The following is a 16,836-nucleotide window of genomic DNA, read 5'->3' as shown; positions in this document are numbered from 1 at the left end:
CTCTCCCGCGTTGCGGGAGAGGGGCTATGGTCTGCTTGAGCTGCTGCTTGAAGCCCCTCTCCCGCTGCGCGGGAGAGGGGTTGGGGTGAGGGCAGCTGCGCCGTTGAAGTCAAAACAGCCACTGCTCCAAAAGCAGCAGGCACAACTCAGCCCACGGCTACTCAGACAGCCCCGTTGTCCCCTTCCGGCTCCAGCGCCTTGACCAACAGTGCGGCCTGGGTCCGGCTGTTGCACTCCAGCTTTTTCAGGATGGCTGTGACATGCACCTTGACGGTGTTTTCGGCCAGCCCCAACTCATAGGCAATCTGCTTGTTGAGCAGGCCATCGGCCACGCTCATCAACACCCGGAACTGCTGTGGCGTAAGCCGCGCCAGCCGTGCGGCCAACAGCGCATCACGCTCTGAGCGTGCGGCCGCCTGCGGCGGGAAGCAGGTGTCGCCGGCCATCACCGCACTGACGGCGGTGCGGATGGTTTCCACCGGCGCTGATTTGGGTATGAAACCGGCCGCACCAAACTGCTGCGCGCGGCGGATGACACGGGGATGGTCATTGGAGGAAATCACGATCACCGGAATATCCGGCCGCTCGCCGCGCAGCCACACCAGCGAAGAGAAACCGCGTGCGCCAGGCATGGCCAGATCCAGCAGCACCAGATCCACATCCGGGTTTGCATCCAATGCCTGGGTCAGCGCCGAAACGCTGTCCACTTCGAGGGTTTGTCCCAGGCTGATACCTTCGCGCAAGGCATGCAGCACCGCTGCACGGAACAGCGGGTGGTCGTCTGCAACAAGGAGCTTGGCCAGGCTCATGGCCGGCAGTGTGGCACGTGCCGTGGGCCGGCGCCCTAGTACCAAATCGCTATTGGTCGCTGACGACAGGCTGATATCGTCCGGCCACTTCAGCAACCCGGCACCGGAGAGAGAACGGATGCTCACACTCAACCAACCCCGCACATTGGCTGCGCTGTTCCTGCTGGCCGCCGTGCCCGCGGCACAGGCCGGGGACAACCTGACCGCCAAGTTCAGCGGCCGCCTGCATTACGACGTTGCCCGCTTCGACAACGACAACCGTGGCACCGACGAGCGCGGCAATGACGACCTGCGCGCGGCATGGCTGGCGGTGTCGGGCAAATTCTTCGCGTTGGACTACAAGCTGGAAACCGACGTCGCCGGCCACCGCCCGGTGGCACGCGATGTCTACCTTGCCCGCAGCTTCGGCAACACCACGGTCACGGCCGGCCAGTTCAAGCAATTCTTCACGCTGGACGACCGCGGCAGTTCCAACCACATCCCCGCGGTGGAGCGCAGCTGGCTGGCACAGACGCTGGCCCCCACTTATCGCCTCGGCGTGGGTGCAAATGGCTACCAGCAAGGCCTGTTTTGGAGTGGCAGCGTCTACAGCCTGGAAAGCATCGACGCCTGGAAGACCAAGGGCCGTGCCGCGGGCGCGCGCGCCGGTTATGCCCCGTGGCGGGAGCCAGGCCATGTCCTGCATGTCGGTGCCGCCCTCGCCCACGAGCATTACGACAATCCCGGCGCCAACGGTGCCTCACCGTTGCGAGTGCAGCCGCGCATCGCGGGCTACTTCGGCGACAACAGCCGCCTGAACCTGGTGGATTTCCGCAGCGGCCGCGATGTGTCGGTGGACAAATACGGGCTGGAAGCGGCCAGCGTGCTCGGCGCCCTGTCACTACAGGGCGAATATGGCGGCGCGCTGTATGACGATGGTCAGCAGCGCGCGCGGGTCAGCGCCGGCTATCTGCAGGCCACCTGGCTGCTCACCGGCGAAACCCGCCCGTACGACGCCAAGGCCGGCCGCTTCACCCAGCTCAAGCCCCTGCATGACAGCGGTGCCTGGGAACTGGTGGCGCGCATGGACCACATCGAAGGCAAGCAATGGCCGCGCGAAATGTCGGCCGATGCGTGGACCGTGGGTGTGAACTGGTATGCCCGCAAGTACGCACGGGTGATGCTGGACTGGACCGATACCCGGCGCCGTGACGAAGCCGCCAACCGCACGCTGGACCACACCGGAGTGCTTGCCGGGCGCGTGCAGCTCGACTTCTGAGCAGGCCGCTGCGGGCGCAGGCCCGCACATCGGGAACCCAGGCCGTCGTGCGGTGATGAACCGCCGGCGGCTTTTTTATATTTATGCCGCACGCCCTGCAAGGCGCAAAATCCTGCAGCACCGCACAAATTCCGCTGGCGGCAACAAGCCCCGGCGTGCTTCGCTTGCCCGGGCATCCGGCCGGGAACCTGCGCATGACGCTCCCCGAACACCGCACAGCCTGCCGCCGAAGCAGCGCGCGCTACCCGCAACACGGCTGCGCAGCGTGCTGCACCGTGCCCCCATTTCCCTGCAGTGGGCACATTTCGTTATAAGAAAATAATTTTCATGAACGCCCTCCTGTGCTACACAATAGGCCTCTGAAGTTTCCGTCGGCCCAGTGACAGGAAGTGATGCGTGAAGGAAAATTACTTTCAATCCGAAACGTCCCTGATCGGCAAAGGCTTGCCCAACGGCGGCCCGTGGACGCCGGCATCCCTTGCCGCGCAACGCCTTTCGATCGTGGATGAGCAGGTCAGCCTGCCTGTTGCGGTGCTGAGCGAACCGGCGCTGCGCCACAATTTGGCATGGATGCGCCGCTTCAGCGAAGCCTATGGCTGCCAGCTGGCGCCGCACGGCAAGACCACCATGAGCCCGGCGCTGTTCCAGATGCAGCTTGATGCCGGCGCCTGGGGCATCACCCTGGCCACCGCGGCGCAAACCGTGGCCGCCTTCGAGCACGGTGTGCGCCGCGTGCTGTTGGCCAATCAACTGGTCGGCAAGGGCAACTTCGAATTGATCGCCGGGCTGCAGGCGCGCGATGCCGGCTTCTGGTTCGCCTGCGTGGTGGACAGCACTGACAACGTCGCTGCGCTGGGCCGCCATTTCAGCGCCCGTGGGCAGCAGATCAAGGTGCTGCTGGAGATCGGCGCGGCCGGCGGCCGTACCGGCGTGCGCGATGACGCGCAGGCCCGCGCGGTGCTGGAAGAAATCGCCCGCTGGCCGGAGACGGTCGCCCTGGTCGGCGTGGAAGTGTACGAAGGCGTGGCCAAGGACGAAGCCGGTGTGCGCGCGGTGCTGCAACGCAGCCTGGCGACGTGGCAGGCCATTCACGCCGCCAGCGGTTTTGCGCAACTGCCAGCCATCCTCACCGGCGCCGGTTCGGCCTGGTTCGATGTGGTCGCCGAAGAGTTCTCCGCGCTGACCGGCAACGCCGATGCCCAGGTGGTGCTGCGCCCGGGCTGCTACCTCACCCACGATGTCGGCATCTATCGACAGGCCGCCCAACGCATCCACGCCAGCAATCCGGTGGCGCGCGACATGGGCAGCAGCCTGCGCCCGGCGCTGCGCCTGTGGGCCTGTGTGCAATCGCTTCCCGAGCCGGGCAAGGCGATCATCGCGCTGGGCAAACGCGACGCCGCCTTCGATGCCGGCTTCCCGGTGCCTGCGCTGCATCACCGCCCCGGCAACACGGCGCCGGTGGATGCACCGGCACATTGGCAGATCAGCGCGATGATGGACCAGCACGCCTTCCTGGACATCGGTAATGGCGACGACCTGCGCGTGGGCGACCTGCTGTGCTTTGACATTTCCCACCCCTGCCTGACCTTCGACAAGTGGCGCCACCTGCTGGTGGTCGATGACGCATACCACGTCATCGGTGCCGTTTCCACGCAGTTCTGACCGCCGACATCCGGGGCCTGTACGCATGACCGACGGAAACCTGTTGTTGATCTACGCTGCGTTGTCGATCCTGGCGTTGATCGTGTTGATTGCCCGCTTCCGCCTCAATCCGTTCATCAGCGTCACGCTGGTCTCGGTGGGCCTTGCCCTGCTGGCCGGCATGCCTGCGCCGGAAATCCTGCCGGCTTACGAACAAGGCGTCGGCAAGACCCTGGGGCACATCGCGCTGATCGTGGCGCTGGGCACCATGCTCGGCAAGATGATGGCCGAATCCGGCGGCGCCGAACGCATCGCGCGCACCATGATTGCCCGCTTCGGCCCGAAGAACGTGCACTGGGCGATGATGCTGATCGCCTTCTGCATCGGCCTGCCGATCTTCTTTGAAGTCGGCTTTGTGCTGCTGATTCCCATCGCACTGAACGTCGCCCGCCGCACCGGCGTGCCACTGTTGTTGGTGGGCTTGCCGATGGTGGCCGGCCTGTCGGTGGTGCATGGTCTGGTGCCGCCGCACCCGGCGGCGATGCTGGCGGTAAGCGCGTATGGTGCCGATGTCGGCCGCACCGTGTTCTATTCGCTGATCATCGGCCTGCCCACCGCTGCAATCGCCGGCCCGGTGTTCGCCAAGTTCGTTGCCCCACGGGTGAAACTGCCGGCTCACAACCCGATGGAAGCGGCGCTGCTGGATGAGGGCCACAGCCGCATTCCCGACGACCAGTTGCCCAGTTTCGGCATCACCCTGGCCACGCTGCTGCTGCCGGTATTCCTGATGCTGCTGGGCGGCTGGGCCGACCAGATCGCCACGCCCGGCTCTTCCCTGAATCACGGCCTGCGCTTCATCGGCCACTCGGTGGTGGCGCTGTTGCTGGCCACGCTGATGAGCTTCGTCACGCTGGGCCTGATGCGTGGCTTCAGCCGCGAGCACATCCTCAAGTTCTCACAGGAATGCCTGGCACCAACGGCCGCCATCACCCTGCTGGTGGGCGCCGGCGGCGGGCTCAACGGCATCCTGGTGCACACCGGCGTGGCCAGCGAGATCATTGGCCTGTCGCAGCGGTTTGAGCTGTCGCCGCTGCTGATGGGCTGGACCATGGCCGCGCTGATGCGCGTGGCCACCGGCTCGGCCACGGTGGCCATGACCACGGCCTCGGGCATCGTCGCGCCGATTGCCGCGGCCATGGGCTATGCCCATCCCGAACTGCTGGTGCTGGCCACCGGCGCCGGCTCAGTGGTGCTGTCACACGTCAATGACGGCGGCTTCTGGCTGGTGAAGGAATATTTCAACATGAGCGTGGCCCAGACCTTCAAGACCTGGACCGTGCTTGAGACGCTCATTTCCGTCATCGCCCTGTCGCTGGTGATGGCCCTCTCGATGGTGATCTGACCATGTCCCAGAACACGTTCGATATCGTCTACGAACTGCGGCAACGCCAGCACGAGTTCAGCCCGGTGGAGGCACGCATTGCCGCGGCCATCCTTGCCGACGTGGATGCCGCCGCGCAGTACGGCGTCAGCGAACTGGCTGAGCGCGCCGAAGTCAGCGCCGCGGCCATCTCACGGTTTGCCAAGGCGCTGGGCTGCGAGCACGTGCGTGAGCTGCGCGCACGCCTGGCCTCGGCCAGCGCGGTGGGCAAACGCTTCCTGGAACAACAGAACGCGCCGCCGGTGTCCGCGCTGTATGCGCAGATCTGCGACGACATCCAGGAAAGCCTGCGCCACAACATCGCCAACCTGAAGGAAGACGTGGTGCAGGCACTGGCCGATGCACTGTGCCGTGCGCGGATGGTGCATATCTTCGGCCTGGGCGGCTGCTCCACCGTATTCGCGCAGGAGATGCAAAGCCGCCTGGTGCGCTTTGGCAGGCCTGTATCGGCCTGCAGCGATGCGCTGATGATGAAGATCATCGCCGCCACCCTGGGCCCGGACGACCTGGTGCTGGCGCTGTCGGTCAGCGGCATCACCCCGGAAATCGTGTCGGCAGTGGATATCGCCCGTACCTACGGCGCGCGCGTGGGTGCCATCACCCAGGCCAACACCGAGCTGGCCGAGCGCAGTGACTGGCTGCTGCCCATCCTGGTGGAGGAAACCGATTTCGTGTTCAAACCCTCGGCGTCGCGCTACGCAATGATGCTGGCCATCGACGTACTTTCCACCACCACTGCGCTCAATGGCGCAACCGCCAACCACGAGCACCTGCGCCGCATCAAGCTGGCGCTGGACCGCCATCGTGGTGGCGATTCACGCCTGCCGCTGGGTGATTGATCCATGTATGACGTTCTGATCCGCAACGTCCTGATTCTCGACGGCAGCGACCACGCCGGCGTACCCGGCGATGTTGCCCTGCGCGACGGCCGCATTGCCGCCGTTGGCCAATGCCCCGGCGCTGCCGCACAGGTCATCGATGCGCACGGCCTGGCCTTGGCACCGGGCTTCATCGACGTGCATACGCATGACGATCTGGAAGTGATCCGCAACCCGGACATGCTCAACAAGTTGTCGCAGGGCGTGACCACGGTGGTGGTCGGCAACTGCGGCATCAGCGCCAGCCCGGTCCGCATCCGCTCCGAGGTGCCGGACCCGATGAACCTGCTCGGCGATGTCAGTGACTTCCGCTATCCGGATTTCGCCAGCTACCGCCATGCCGTCCAATCCGCGCAGCCAGCCGTGAACGTGGCAGCCCTGGTTGGCCACACCGCGCTGCGGCAGAACCACATGGATCGGCTGGACCGCACCGCGACGGCGGACGAAATCACCGCCATGCGCGTGCAGTTGCGCGAGAGCCTTGCCCAGGGCGCACTGGGCCTGAGCAGCGGCCTGGCCTATGCATCGGCCTACAGCGCGGATGCCTCCGAGGTCGCCGAACTGGCGCGGGAGCTGCCCAGCGGCGGGCTTTACGCCACACACCTGCGCGACGAATTCGCCGGTGTCCTCGATGCGATGGAAGAAGCCTTCGAGGCGGCACGCGCGCCCCAGGCCAGCGTGCGCGTGTCGCACCTGAAGTGCGCCGGCATCGACAACTGGGGCCGCAGTCGCGAGGTGCTCGACCGCCTCCAGTCCACCTCCGTCCATCAGAACGTGGCCTGCGACTGCTATCCGTATGCCGCCAGCGCCTCGACGCTGGACCTGAAACAGGTCACCGATGCCTACGACATCCTGATCACCTGGTCCGAATCCGAGCCCGCCCAGGGCGGCCGCCTGCTGGCCGACATCGCCGCGGACTGGCAGCTGCCGTTGATGGACGCCGCCATCCGCCTGCAACCGGCCGGCGCGGTGTACCACTGCATGGACGAGGCCGACGTGCGTCGCATCCTCAGCCACCCGCTGACGATGATTGGCTCCGATGGCCTGCCACGCGACCCGCGCCCGCACCCGCGCCTGTGGGGCACGTTCCCGCGTGTGCTCGGCCATTACGCCCGCGACGAACAGCTGTTCCCGCTGCATACCGCCGTGCACAAGATGACCGGCCTGCCCGCCTCGCGCTTCAACCTGGGCGCACGCGGCTTCATCCGCGCCGGCTGGTGGGCTGACCTGGTGCTGTTTGACCCGGCACGGGTACGCGACACCGCCAGTTTCCACGACCCCATCCGTGCGGCCGAAGGCATCCAGGCGGTGTGGGTGAACGGCCAGCTGGCCTATGACGGCAACGCCGTTGCCGCGCACCCGGGCCGCTTCATCACCCCGGAATCGGCGCCGGCACACTGACTTTCATCTACTGCACTACACAGCGAGGAATTCCATGAGCGACATCAAACGCTATGGCGCCGAAGGCGGCGTCGGCCAGGGCAAGCAGCACATGCCGTTTTCGCGCGCGGTTGAAGCCGATGGCTGGCTGTACGTGTCCGGGCAGGTGCCCATGCGCGATGGCGAACTGGTTGCCGGCACCGTCACCGAGCAGTCGCATGTCGTCATCGGCAACGTGCTGCAGATTCTGGCCGAGGCCGGCTATGGCCCCGAACACGTGGTGCGCTGCGGCGTATGGCTGGATGACGCGCGTGATTTCTACGCCTTCAATGGCGTGTTCAAGCACTACTTTGGCGAACACCCGCCCGCCCGCGCCTGTGTCGAGAGCCGCATGGTGGTGGACTGCAAGGTGGAAGTGGATTGCGTTGCCTACAAGCGCCCGCAGCGCGATTGACCCGCGCCTGACGACGGCAACAGCAACTCCCCGGGCCGGCGGCACAACGCCGGCCTGTCTGCATCTGCGCTGCGGCGCAACCCTCAAAAACCGAGCACTCCCCTGCAAGCGCGCCAGGGGAGAAGCCAGGCGAAACTGGGCCGGGCGCAGCCGCCAAAGCACCCGCAGGAAAGTGCAATTACCCCCATTCAGCTTCAAACGACGGTAACTTCGCACACGGCCGAGTGGCGGAAACTGCCCGGGAATCACCTCTAACCGCTATTGATATTGTTTTCTGAGCCGGACAAAGTCCGTGTCCCGTTGGTTGAGGTACCCGTTCCATGATCCAACTCGATGCCGTGCAGACGGTGGCCTTTGCCGGCCTGACCCTGTTCGCTGGCTACGCGCTTTGCCGTGCCATTCCCTTGTTCCGTCGCTACAACCTGCCGGAGCCGGTCGTCGGCGGCCTGCTGGTTGCCCTGGCCGTATGGTGGGCACATGACCAGCAGACCACGCTGTTCGAGCTGGACACCACGCTCAAGACGCCGTTGATGGTGGCCTTCTTCACCACACTGGGCATCAATGCCAGCGTGCGTCTGCTCAAGGTCAGTGGCAGGCAGGTCATGGTGTTCCTGCTGATCGCCAGCATCTTTGCGGTGCTGCAGAACCTGATCGGCATCAGCGTGGCAAAAATATTCGGGCTCAACCCGATGTTCGGCGTGCTGGCCGGCTCGGCCACGCTCACCGGCGGCCCGGCCACCGGCCTGGCATTCGCACCGCTGTTTGAAAAGGCCGGGCTGGTCGGTGCCGAAAGCCTGGCGGTGACCGCGGCGATGGCCGGCATCATCTGCGGCGGCCTGGTCGGCGGCCCGGTGATCACCGTGCTGATGCAGCGCTTCAAGGTGCAACACCCGAACCGGAAAGTCACCGAGGCCGAGCAGTTGGCCGAGGAGTCGGTGGTGGTGCGCTACCCCAGCGAATCGGCGCGTGAGTTCGACGCACTCAAGAGCATTGTCGTGCTGCTGATGGCGATGTGGCTGGGCGTGTGGGTTGGCAAGGGCTTCGAGAGCATCGGCCTGACCCTGCCGGTCTACATCGGCGCGATGCTGGTGGGTGCGGTGATCCGAAACATCGATGACTACACCGGCTGGATCAAGCTGTCGGTACCGACCACCGACCTGGTCGGCAACATCTGCCTGGCCCTGTTCCTGGCCATCGCGCTGATGGATCTCAAGCTGTGGGAGCTGGCCGGCATGGGCCTGCCGTTGCTGGTCAACCTGATCATCCAGGTGGCCGTGGTGGCGCTGTTCGCGGTGCCGATCTACTGGTTGATGGGCCGCGACTACGACGCAGCCGTGATGGGCGGTGGCTTCATCGGCTTCATGCTGGGCACCACCGCCAACGCCATGGCGGTGATGCGTCGCCTGGCCCAGCGTTACGGGCCGGCACCGCGCGCGTTCCTGGTGGCACCGCTGGTGGGCGCGTTCTTCATCGACTTCATCAATGCGCTGATCATCACCGGCTTCCTCAACTTCTGGCCGCACTGACGCAGCATCCGTGCGCCGCGCCCGTGCCGAATGCGCGGGGCGGCGCCACAATGGCTGCCATCGTCCGCTGCCAGCCGCTTCCTTCATGACCTCCACCGCTGTTCCCGCCACGACCGGCCACGACCTGATCATCATCGGCGCTGGCGTGGTGGGCCTGGCCAGTGCCTATGCCGCCGCACGGCGTGGTCGCTCCGTGCTGCTGGTTGATCGCAATGCGGGCCCGGCACGGGGCACCTCCTTCGCCAACGGCGCGCAACTCAGCTACGCCTACACCGATGCAATGGCCGGCCCGTCCACCTGGGCACAACTGCCGGAGATGGCCTTCGGTCGCAACGGGCCGTTCCGCACGCGCTGGTCGGCCGACCCGGGCTTCGTGCGCTGGGGCCTTGCGTTCCTGCGCCAGGCCAACGCCACGCGCCTGGAGGCCAATACCCTGGCCACACTGGAACTGGCGCTGGAATCACGGCAAGCCATGCAGGCCCTGCTGCAGCAACACCCCATAGACTTCGACCACCAGGTCTCCGGCAAGCTGCATCTGTACCCGACGCCCGAAGGCACACAGGGCGCTGCGGGAATGATTGCGCTCAAGCAGGCCTACGGTGTCCGCCAGCGCCTGGTCGATGCCGCCGAAGCGGTTGCCATCGAGCCGGCGCTGTCCGGCGCGCCCTGGCTGGCCGGCGCGGTGTATTCGCCCGAAGAAGAAGCCGGCGATCCCTACCGTTTCAGCCGCGGGCTGCTGGATGTGCTGCAGCGCCAATACGGTGTGCAGGCCGAATTCGATTTCGATACCCAAACGTTGCAGCGCGCGCACGGCCAATGGCAGTTGCAGGCGCGCGATGGCCGCCGGGTGCAGGCAGCGCGCGTGCTGGTCTGCGCCGGCATCGACAGCGCGGCGCTGCTGCGGCCGTTGCGCGTGCCGGTGCCGCTGATGGCGATCAAGGGGTATTCGTTCACTGCACCGTGCGGCGCCAACGCTCCGCACGTGAGCATCACCGACACCAAGCGCAAGCTGGTGTTCTGCCGCCTGGGCGAGCGCATCCGCGTGGCCGGCCTGGCCGACCTCAACGACTGGAATCCCGCGCCCGAACCGGCCCGCCTGGCGCAGCTGGTGGCAATGGCCCGCGCCTCCCTGCCCGAGGCCGCCGACTACGACCGCATCGAAAGCAGCTGGGCCGGTCTGCGCCCGGTGACGCCATGGTCCTCACCGATCATCCGCGACTTCGGCGACGGCCTGGGCTGCAACATCGGCCACGGTATGCTCGGCTGGACGCTGGCAATGGGCAGCGGCGAACGCGCCGTCAAACAGTTGCTCGGCGAGCCCTGAGCCACGCTCAGACTTCGCCGATCTGGTCCATGCGGATACGGTTGGCGAACAACGAAAACGCCAACGCGCCGGCCAGGCCGTTGGCGCGGTTGATCCAGTGCGGCAGCCAGCGCGGCGGCGCCAGCACACCGGCTTCAAACAGCGGTGCCAAGGCCTGCGCATCGTGCAGGGTCATCTTGCCGGCAAACAGCCAGCGGCAGGTGCGCAGTTTGTCCTCGCGCAGCATCTGCCGGAAAAACGTATGCACCGACACCATGCCGCGCAGGTACACGGTGTCCTTGGTAAACGCCGCGCCACCATCGGTGGGCACGCCGCGGAACACACGCTGCGCCGAGGAAAAACTCTCCTCCGCCGTCTGCCCCGCGTCGCGGAAATAATGGAACACCTGGATGAAGTCCGCCCCCTCGCGCGCCATCGCAATCGCCTCGATGCGCAGGCTGATGCGCTTGAGCCGCTGGATGTCGATGCTGCCGGTGATCTGCTCGGCAAACGTCGCCAGGCCTTCCTGCGTGGCGGTGATGCGCGGTGACGACAACCCCAGGCTCGGCAGCACCTCCTGGTCGCGGCCATTGAGCGCGGTGAGCGAATGCACCAGCGCCTCGTGGTGGAACAACTGCGCGCGGTCGTAGGCACTGAAACAGGCGCTGGTGCGCAGGCGGATGCGGGTGGCGCCGGCAGCGGCCTTGGCGATCAGGTCATCATCCAGTTCCACGGTGATGATGCGTGCATCGAAGAAATCATCCAGATCGGACTGCAACTGCAATTGCAGCGCAGTGGCCGACACCGGCACGGTTTCTTCCGGCGCCAGCAGTTCATGGTCCAGCTCCTGCGCGATCTGGATGAAGTGCCGTGCCGCCTCGCGCGTGGTCGGGCCATTGCCCGGCATCGGCTGCTCGGGCACGCCAAACAACTGGCTGGAACAGTGATCCACCGCCGGCGTGCCCAGTGCTTCAAGCAGCTGCGCCGCCAGGTCCCAGCTGCGCACCGAATCGCGCAGGTACACGCCCAGCGGATGGGTTTCATCGACGCTTTTTTCGATGGCGGCAAGCTCACGCCGCGCTTGGCTGAAATCCTGCTTCGGGTAACTGACCTGCGGCAGCAGCGGATTGCCGCGCGCCACGCTCTGCAGGAACGGCGCCTGAAGCGATGCCGGCCAACTGGTCAGGGTAAGCAGACGGATGCCGCGCACCGCCGCAACCATGCGCGCGTCGAGCGCGGCGTGATGGGCGATGGAAGAATCCGGGTGAGCCGAAACGTTGTCCATGCCGTGCTCTACCTGTGAGCCCTTTCCGAACGGATGCGGGCCTGGGATGAGGAAAAAACCAAAACCGTACCTGGCATGCGTGCGCGGACGCCGCCGAAACTCAGGTCTTCGCTGGCATGAAGCGAGCGCAGGCGTGCCTTCGCATCTTGCTCCACAAGCAGTGGAAGGGCGCCATCATTCATGCGCAATGCCGAGGCAGGCGACTCAACGCCGCTTGCCCTTCCCTACCGGCCGCCATTGCGCACCGCGCCCGCTGCTCTTGCGCTCGATGGCCTGCTCGGCCTGGCGCTGGGCGAGCTTGGCCGCGGCGTTGGCCACTTCCTCGCGCAGCTTGAGGTAGTTCTGCAGGCGGCTCTCTTCGATATCCCCCCGCTCGATGGCTTCGCGCACCGCGCAGCCCGGCTCCTGCTGGTGCGAGCAATCGCGGAACCGACACTGCAAGGTCAGTGCCTCGATATCGGCAAAGCCACCTTCAGCCAGGGTTTCCTCGCCGGTTGGCTTCAACTCGCGCATGCCGGGCGTGTCGATCAGGCAGGCGCCGCTGGGCAGCGACATCAGCGCGCGATAGGTGGTGGTGTGGCGACCGCGCGAATCGTTGACGCGCACCGCGTTGGTCTTCATGCGTTCCTCGCCCAACAGCGTGTTGGTGAGCGTGGATTTGCCCGCACCGGACGAACCCACCAGCACGATGGTGTGCCCGGGCTGCAGCCACGGCAGCAAGGCGGCGACGCTGGCCGGGTCCTTGCCATTGATGGCAAGCAATGGAATCTGCTGCGCTGCCAGTTCTTCCAGCACGGCCAGCGCGTCTTCGCTGTATTCGGTCTGGTCGGCCTTGGTCAGCACCACCACTGGCGCGGCACCGCCACCGCCCACCAACAGCAGGTAACGCTCGATGCGGCGCGGATTGAAGTCCGCATCCAGCCCGCAGACGATGAACACCGTATCGATGTTCGCCGCGATCACCTGCTGGTGGTAATGCTCGCCCGCCGCACCGCGCTTGATCGAGGTACGCCGCGGCAGCAGGGCAACGATGCGGATGCCTTCCAGCAACACCCAGTCACCGACCGCGGCCCGCTCATGGCTGGGAAAGCGCGGCCGCTGCCATTCCGGCGGCGACTCGGTCTTCACACTGGCCTCGGGCGCATCGGCCACGACATAGCCGGAGCGATGCTGTTCGATCACCCGTGCCGGCCGCGCCTGCGGATGCGCGGCAAAGGCCGCCTGCCAGGCCGGATCCTCAGGAGCACCGGGCCAGGGCCAACCGATGAAGCGGAGCGAATCGAAATCGATGGGATCAGTCATTGGGTAATTCTATAAGAGCCGGGATTGGGGAATCGGGAATGGGGATTGGAGTGAAGCCGGGAAGCGGGAATAGGGATTGGAATGAAGCCGGGAATAGGGAGTCGGGATTGGGGATTCGCAAGAGCAGGAGCAACGGCACCCCTCCCCGGCCCTCCCCTTCACCTGCGGTGAAAGGGAGGGGGAACAGCTTGGCCCCCTCCCTTGCGCGCAGCGCAGGGGAGGGCTGGGGAGGGGTGCCGTTGCATTGGCCGTTGCATTGGCCTTTGCATTGGCATTGGCCTTTGCATTGGCTTTTGCTTTTGCCTGTAACCAATCCCCAATCCCGACTCCCCATTCCCAGCCTCATCCTATTCCCGGCTCCATCCCCGAATCCCCGTCCCAATCAGCTACCATGCGACTTCCATGCCCATGACGGCCCCGTCGAAATGTCAACCCCCGCCAAACCACTCGCCATCCGTGAACGTCTGTCCGAAGTCCGCTACGAAATCCGTGGTGAACTGGCCCGGCGAGCGCGAGAGTTGGAGGCCCAGGGGCGCAAGCTGATCAAGCTCAACATCGGCAACCCGGGTGCTTTCGGTTTTCGTGCGCCGGAACATCTGCAGCACGCCATCGCCGATGACATGGGCCGTACCGACCCCTACACGCACCAGCAGGGCCTGCCGGTTGCACGCGAAGCCATCGCTGCGTCCTATGCACGCCGGGGCGCACCCGATGCGGTGGCCGACCGCGTGTTCCTGGGCAATGGCGTGTCCGAACTGATCGACCTGTCGCTGCGTGCGCTGCTCAACCCCGGCGACGAAGTCCTGCTTCCCTCGCCCGATTACCCGCTGTGGTCGGCAGCCACCATCCTCAACGACGGCCGCCCGGTGTATTACCGCTGCCGCCCGGAAAACGGCTTCCTGCCCGATCCGGTGGAGATGGAGACGCTGGTGTCCTCGCGCACCCGCGCCATCGTGCTGATCAACCCCAACAACCCGTCCGGCGCCAGCTACCCGCGCGAGCTGCTGGAAAAAATCGTCGCCATCGCCCGCAAGCACAACCTGTTGCTGCTGGTCGATGAAATCTACGACCAGATTCTTTACGACGGCGCGCAGTTCCAGCCGGTTGCACCGTTGGCCGGCGATCACCCGTGCCTGACCTTCAGCGGCCTGAGCAAAGTGCACCGCGCCTGCGGCTGGCGCGTGGGCTGGATGCTGCTGTCCGGCGCCGGCGAGCGCCTGGGCGAGTTCCGCGCCGCGCTGGATCTGCTCAGCGCGTTGCGCCTGTGTGCCAACGTGCCGGGCCAGTACGCCATCGAAGCGGCCGTCAGCGGCCCGGACACCGTCAGCGCACTGTGCTCGCCCGGCGGCCGTCTCTATGAAACCCGCCGCGCCGTCATCGAGGCCTGTGAAGCCAGCGAGCACTTGTCGCTGGTGGTGCCCTCCGGTGCGCTGTACGCCTTCCCGGCCGTGGTCGGGCCGGCCGCACAAGGGTTTGACGACCACAATTTCGCGCTGCAGCTGATGGAAGAAGAAGGCGTGCTGGTGGTGCCGGGTTCCAGCTTCAACGTGCCCTACCGCAACCACTTCCGCGTGACCCTGCTGCCGGAAGCCAGCGTGATGCGCGAGGTGTTCGGCCGTATCGACAAGCTGCTGGCCCGCCGCGCCGAGGCGGTGACCAAGGTGGTGCCGCTGAAATCGCGCCGTGCCTGAGCCCGCAATGGAACCGACTGTCGAGACAACCTCCTCACGTTATCTGGCGCTGGGCGATTCCTACACCATCGGTGAAGGCGTGCCCGCTGCCGGCACCTGGCCGTACCAGCTGGCCGCCGCGCTGCGTGCGCAGGGCATCGACCTGGATGACCCCCGGGTCATCGCTACCACCGGCTGGACCACCGACGAGCTGGCCGCGGCCATCGACGAGGCCGCACCGCAGGGCCCGTTCGCCCTGGTCAGCCTGCTGATCGGCGTCAACAACCAATACCGTGGCCGCCCGCTGGCCGAATACCGGCAGCAGTTCGAGCAACTGCTGCAGCGTGCCATCGCTCTGGCCGGCGAACACCCGGGCCATGTGCTGGTGCTGTCCACGCCCGACTGGGGCTTCACGCCCTACGCCCAGGCGCACGACCGCGATGCAGCGCAGGTGGCCCGCGAAATCGACGATTTCAACGCCGCCGCCCGTGCCTGCTGCGGCGACTATGACGTGGCCTTTGTCGACATCACCCCCACCAGCCGCGATGACGGCGCCAACCCGGCGATGCTGGTCGAGGACGGCCTGCATCCGTCGGCACTGATGTATCAGCGCTGGATGGAACAGGCACTGCCGGTGGCCGCCGCCCTGCTGAAGCCGCAACCGCCGGCGTGACGGTGCAGCGCGTCCACCCGGCCATGGCGGCCGATGAAGCCCGCGCCATTGCCGGTGCATTTGCCCCGGCACGCCCCTGGAAAAACTGGAACGACTACTGCTACGCACTGATGAAACTGCGTAGCGATCCGCTGTATCCCGGCGTGCTGACTGCATTGCGCGGCAGCACCAGCCCGGTGCTCGACCTGGGTTGCGGCCTGGGGCTGCTGGCCCATGCACTGCGCCAGGACGGCCAGGCCATGGCCTACTACGGCGTGGACAACGACGCGCCCAAGATCCGCGCCGGCCGCCACGCCGCCGGCCGCGCCGGGCTGGCCGATACCCGCTTCGAGCAGGTGGATCTGGCCACCACCCTGCCCCGGCACACCGGCAGCGTGGCGATCCTCGATGTACTGCAGTACCTGCAGGCCGATGCCCAACTCAACCTACTGCGGAACACCGCCGCAATGCTCGGAGACGGCGACCGGCTGGTGATCCGCATGACCGTGGCCGACGGCAGCCGGCGCAGCGTGGTCTCGCGTATCGGCGACCGGGCCGCCAACCTGGTGGGCTGGATGCGCTTCCGGCCGCGGCACTATCTGGGGCTGGATGTCATTGCCCCGCACCTGCGGCAATGCGGCCTGGCCGTCAGCAGCACACCGCTGTACGGCAACACCCCGTTCAACAACTGGTTGCTGGTCGCACAGCGCGATTGAGCCACGACTCAGCCGTTTGCGCCGATAATTGCGCCATTCCTTTTCCGCCGACCGTCCTGGCCGGCACACCGACGAGATACCCGTGAGAAAGACCTACCGCCTCGACATCGAAGGCAAGCACCCCGACCGCCTGCTGGAAGCCAGCAAGCACGACATCCGCAAGTACACCAAGCGCGAGCGCGGCAAAGCGCTGCCGGCCGGCGCGGATGTCTGGGGCTTTGACAGCAAGCTCGGCGTGGACGAAGCCTCGGCCACGCCGGTGGCCTATGACGAGCTGTTCCGCGCCATTGACGCGCTGGTAGCCGCCGGCAACACCCAGTTCTATGTCGAAGTGCTGAGCAAGCCCGGCAAGCGCAACCCGCGCCCGAATGCCGAGCCGGACGCTGCAACCGCAGCGGAAAGCGACTTCGAAGATTGATTCAAGGGCCTTGCCCGATCACACCGGGCAATGCCGTGGCTTTGGGCGTTGGGCTTGGGGCTTTGGGCTTCGGGCTTCGGGCTTCGGGCTTTGGGCTTTGGGC

General features: G+C 66.1%; 15 protein-coding genes. 12 read left to right on the top strand and 3 right to left on the bottom strand.

The annotated features are described in order from the left end of the window. Positions 1-161: 161 nt before the first annotated feature. On the bottom strand, positions 162-809 hold the full coding sequence (locus tag ACVOLO_RS08675; RefSeq protein WP_481569903.1) for a response regulator: 648 nt from the start codon (positions 807-809) through the stop codon (positions 162-164). Between the two features lie 118 nt (positions 810-927). Here ACVOLO_RS08675 and ACVOLO_RS08670 point away from each other — a divergent pair, with 118 nt between their 5' ends. The 8 genes from ACVOLO_RS08670 to ACVOLO_RS08635 all read left to right on the top strand — a co-directional run bounded on the left by ACVOLO_RS08670 (position 928) and on the right by ACVOLO_RS08635 (position 10,711). Further along, positions 928-2,067 (top strand): OprO/OprP family phosphate-selective porin, encoded by a 1,140-nt coding sequence (locus ACVOLO_RS08670; RefSeq protein WP_481569845.1) that lies wholly within the window; start codon positions 928-930, stop codon positions 2,065-2,067. Positions 2,068-2,463: 396 nt separating this feature from the next. Then, the gene (locus ACVOLO_RS08665) at positions 2,464-3,729 is read left to right on the top strand and encodes an amino acid deaminase (protein ID WP_481569844.1); all 1,266 of its coding nucleotides are present in this window, start codon (positions 2,464-2,466) and stop codon (positions 3,727-3,729) included. Between the two features lie 25 nt (positions 3,730-3,754). Further along, on the top strand, positions 3,755-5,110 hold the full coding sequence (locus tag ACVOLO_RS08660) for a GntT/GntP/DsdX family permease (protein ID WP_481569843.1): 1,356 nt from the start codon (positions 3,755-3,757) through the stop codon (positions 5,108-5,110). A gap of 2 nt (positions 5,111-5,112) precedes the next feature. Beyond that, positions 5,113-5,988 carry a MurR/RpiR family transcriptional regulator gene (locus ACVOLO_RS08655; protein WP_481569842.1) on the top strand — a complete coding sequence of 292 codons (876 nt, stop codon included), beginning with the start codon at positions 5,113-5,115 and terminating at the stop codon, positions 5,986-5,988. A 3-nt stretch (positions 5,989-5,991) separates the two neighbouring features. After that, positions 5,992-7,428 carry an N-acyl-D-amino-acid deacylase family protein gene (locus ACVOLO_RS08650; RefSeq protein ID WP_481569841.1) on the top strand — a complete coding sequence of 479 codons (1,437 nt, stop codon included), beginning with the start codon at positions 5,992-5,994 and terminating at the stop codon, positions 7,426-7,428. Between the two features lie 34 nt (positions 7,429-7,462). After that, positions 7,463-7,861: a RidA family protein gene (locus tag ACVOLO_RS08645; protein ID WP_481569840.1), complete on the top strand. Its 399-nt coding sequence runs from the start codon at positions 7,463-7,465 to the stop codon at positions 7,859-7,861. Between the two features lie 320 nt (positions 7,862-8,181). Then, a complete protein-coding gene (gene gltS / locus ACVOLO_RS08640; protein WP_481569839.1) occupies positions 8,182-9,387 on the top strand; it encodes a sodium/glutamate symporter in 1,206 nt (401 codons plus the stop codon). Between the two features lie 85 nt (positions 9,388-9,472). Then, positions 9,473-10,711 carry an FAD-dependent oxidoreductase gene (locus ACVOLO_RS08635; RefSeq protein ID WP_481569838.1) on the top strand — a complete coding sequence of 413 codons (1,239 nt, stop codon included), beginning with the start codon at positions 9,473-9,475 and terminating at the stop codon, positions 10,709-10,711. Positions 10,712-10,718: 7 nt separating this feature from the next. Here the strand turns inward: ACVOLO_RS08635 and ACVOLO_RS08630 are convergent, their stop codons facing one another. Both ACVOLO_RS08630 and rsgA read right to left on the bottom strand, forming a co-directional pair. Then, positions 10,719-11,975, bottom strand: a complete 1,257-nt coding sequence (locus ACVOLO_RS08630) for a flavohemoglobin expression-modulating QEGLA motif protein (RefSeq protein WP_481569837.1) — start codon at positions 11,973-11,975, stop codon at positions 10,719-10,721. A 204-nt stretch (positions 11,976-12,179) separates the two neighbouring features. Beyond that, positions 12,180-13,277 carry a ribosome small subunit-dependent GTPase A gene (gene rsgA, locus ACVOLO_RS08625; protein WP_481569836.1) on the bottom strand — a complete coding sequence of 366 codons (1,098 nt, stop codon included), beginning with the start codon at positions 13,275-13,277 and terminating at the stop codon, positions 12,180-12,182. Between the two features lie 425 nt (positions 13,278-13,702). Here rsgA and ACVOLO_RS08620 point away from each other — a divergent pair, with 425 nt between their 5' ends. The 4 genes from ACVOLO_RS08620 (at position 13,703) to ACVOLO_RS08605 (ending at position 16,733) form a co-directional block, all read left to right on the top strand. Beyond that, a complete protein-coding gene (locus tag ACVOLO_RS08620) occupies positions 13,703-14,968 on the top strand; it encodes a pyridoxal phosphate-dependent aminotransferase (protein WP_481569835.1) in 1,266 nt (421 codons plus the stop codon). Between the two features lie 7 nt (positions 14,969-14,975). Beyond that, on the top strand, positions 14,976-15,620 hold the full coding sequence (locus tag ACVOLO_RS08615; protein WP_481569834.1) for an SGNH/GDSL hydrolase family protein: 645 nt from the start codon (positions 14,976-14,978) through the stop codon (positions 15,618-15,620). A 23-nt stretch (positions 15,621-15,643) separates the two neighbouring features. After that, a complete protein-coding gene (locus tag ACVOLO_RS08610) occupies positions 15,644-16,315 on the top strand; it encodes a methyltransferase domain-containing protein (protein ID WP_481569902.1) in 672 nt (223 codons plus the stop codon). Positions 16,316-16,397: 82 nt separating this feature from the next. Beyond that, on the top strand, positions 16,398-16,733 hold the full coding sequence (locus ACVOLO_RS08605; RefSeq protein ID WP_481569833.1) for a DUF6172 family protein: 336 nt from the start codon (positions 16,398-16,400) through the stop codon (positions 16,731-16,733). Positions 16,734-16,836: the final 103 nt, after the last annotated feature.

The sequence above is a fragment of the Stenotrophomonas sp. STEN056 genome (assembly GCF_056759635.1).
This window is presented reverse-complemented; position numbering and strand designations above follow the sequence as displayed.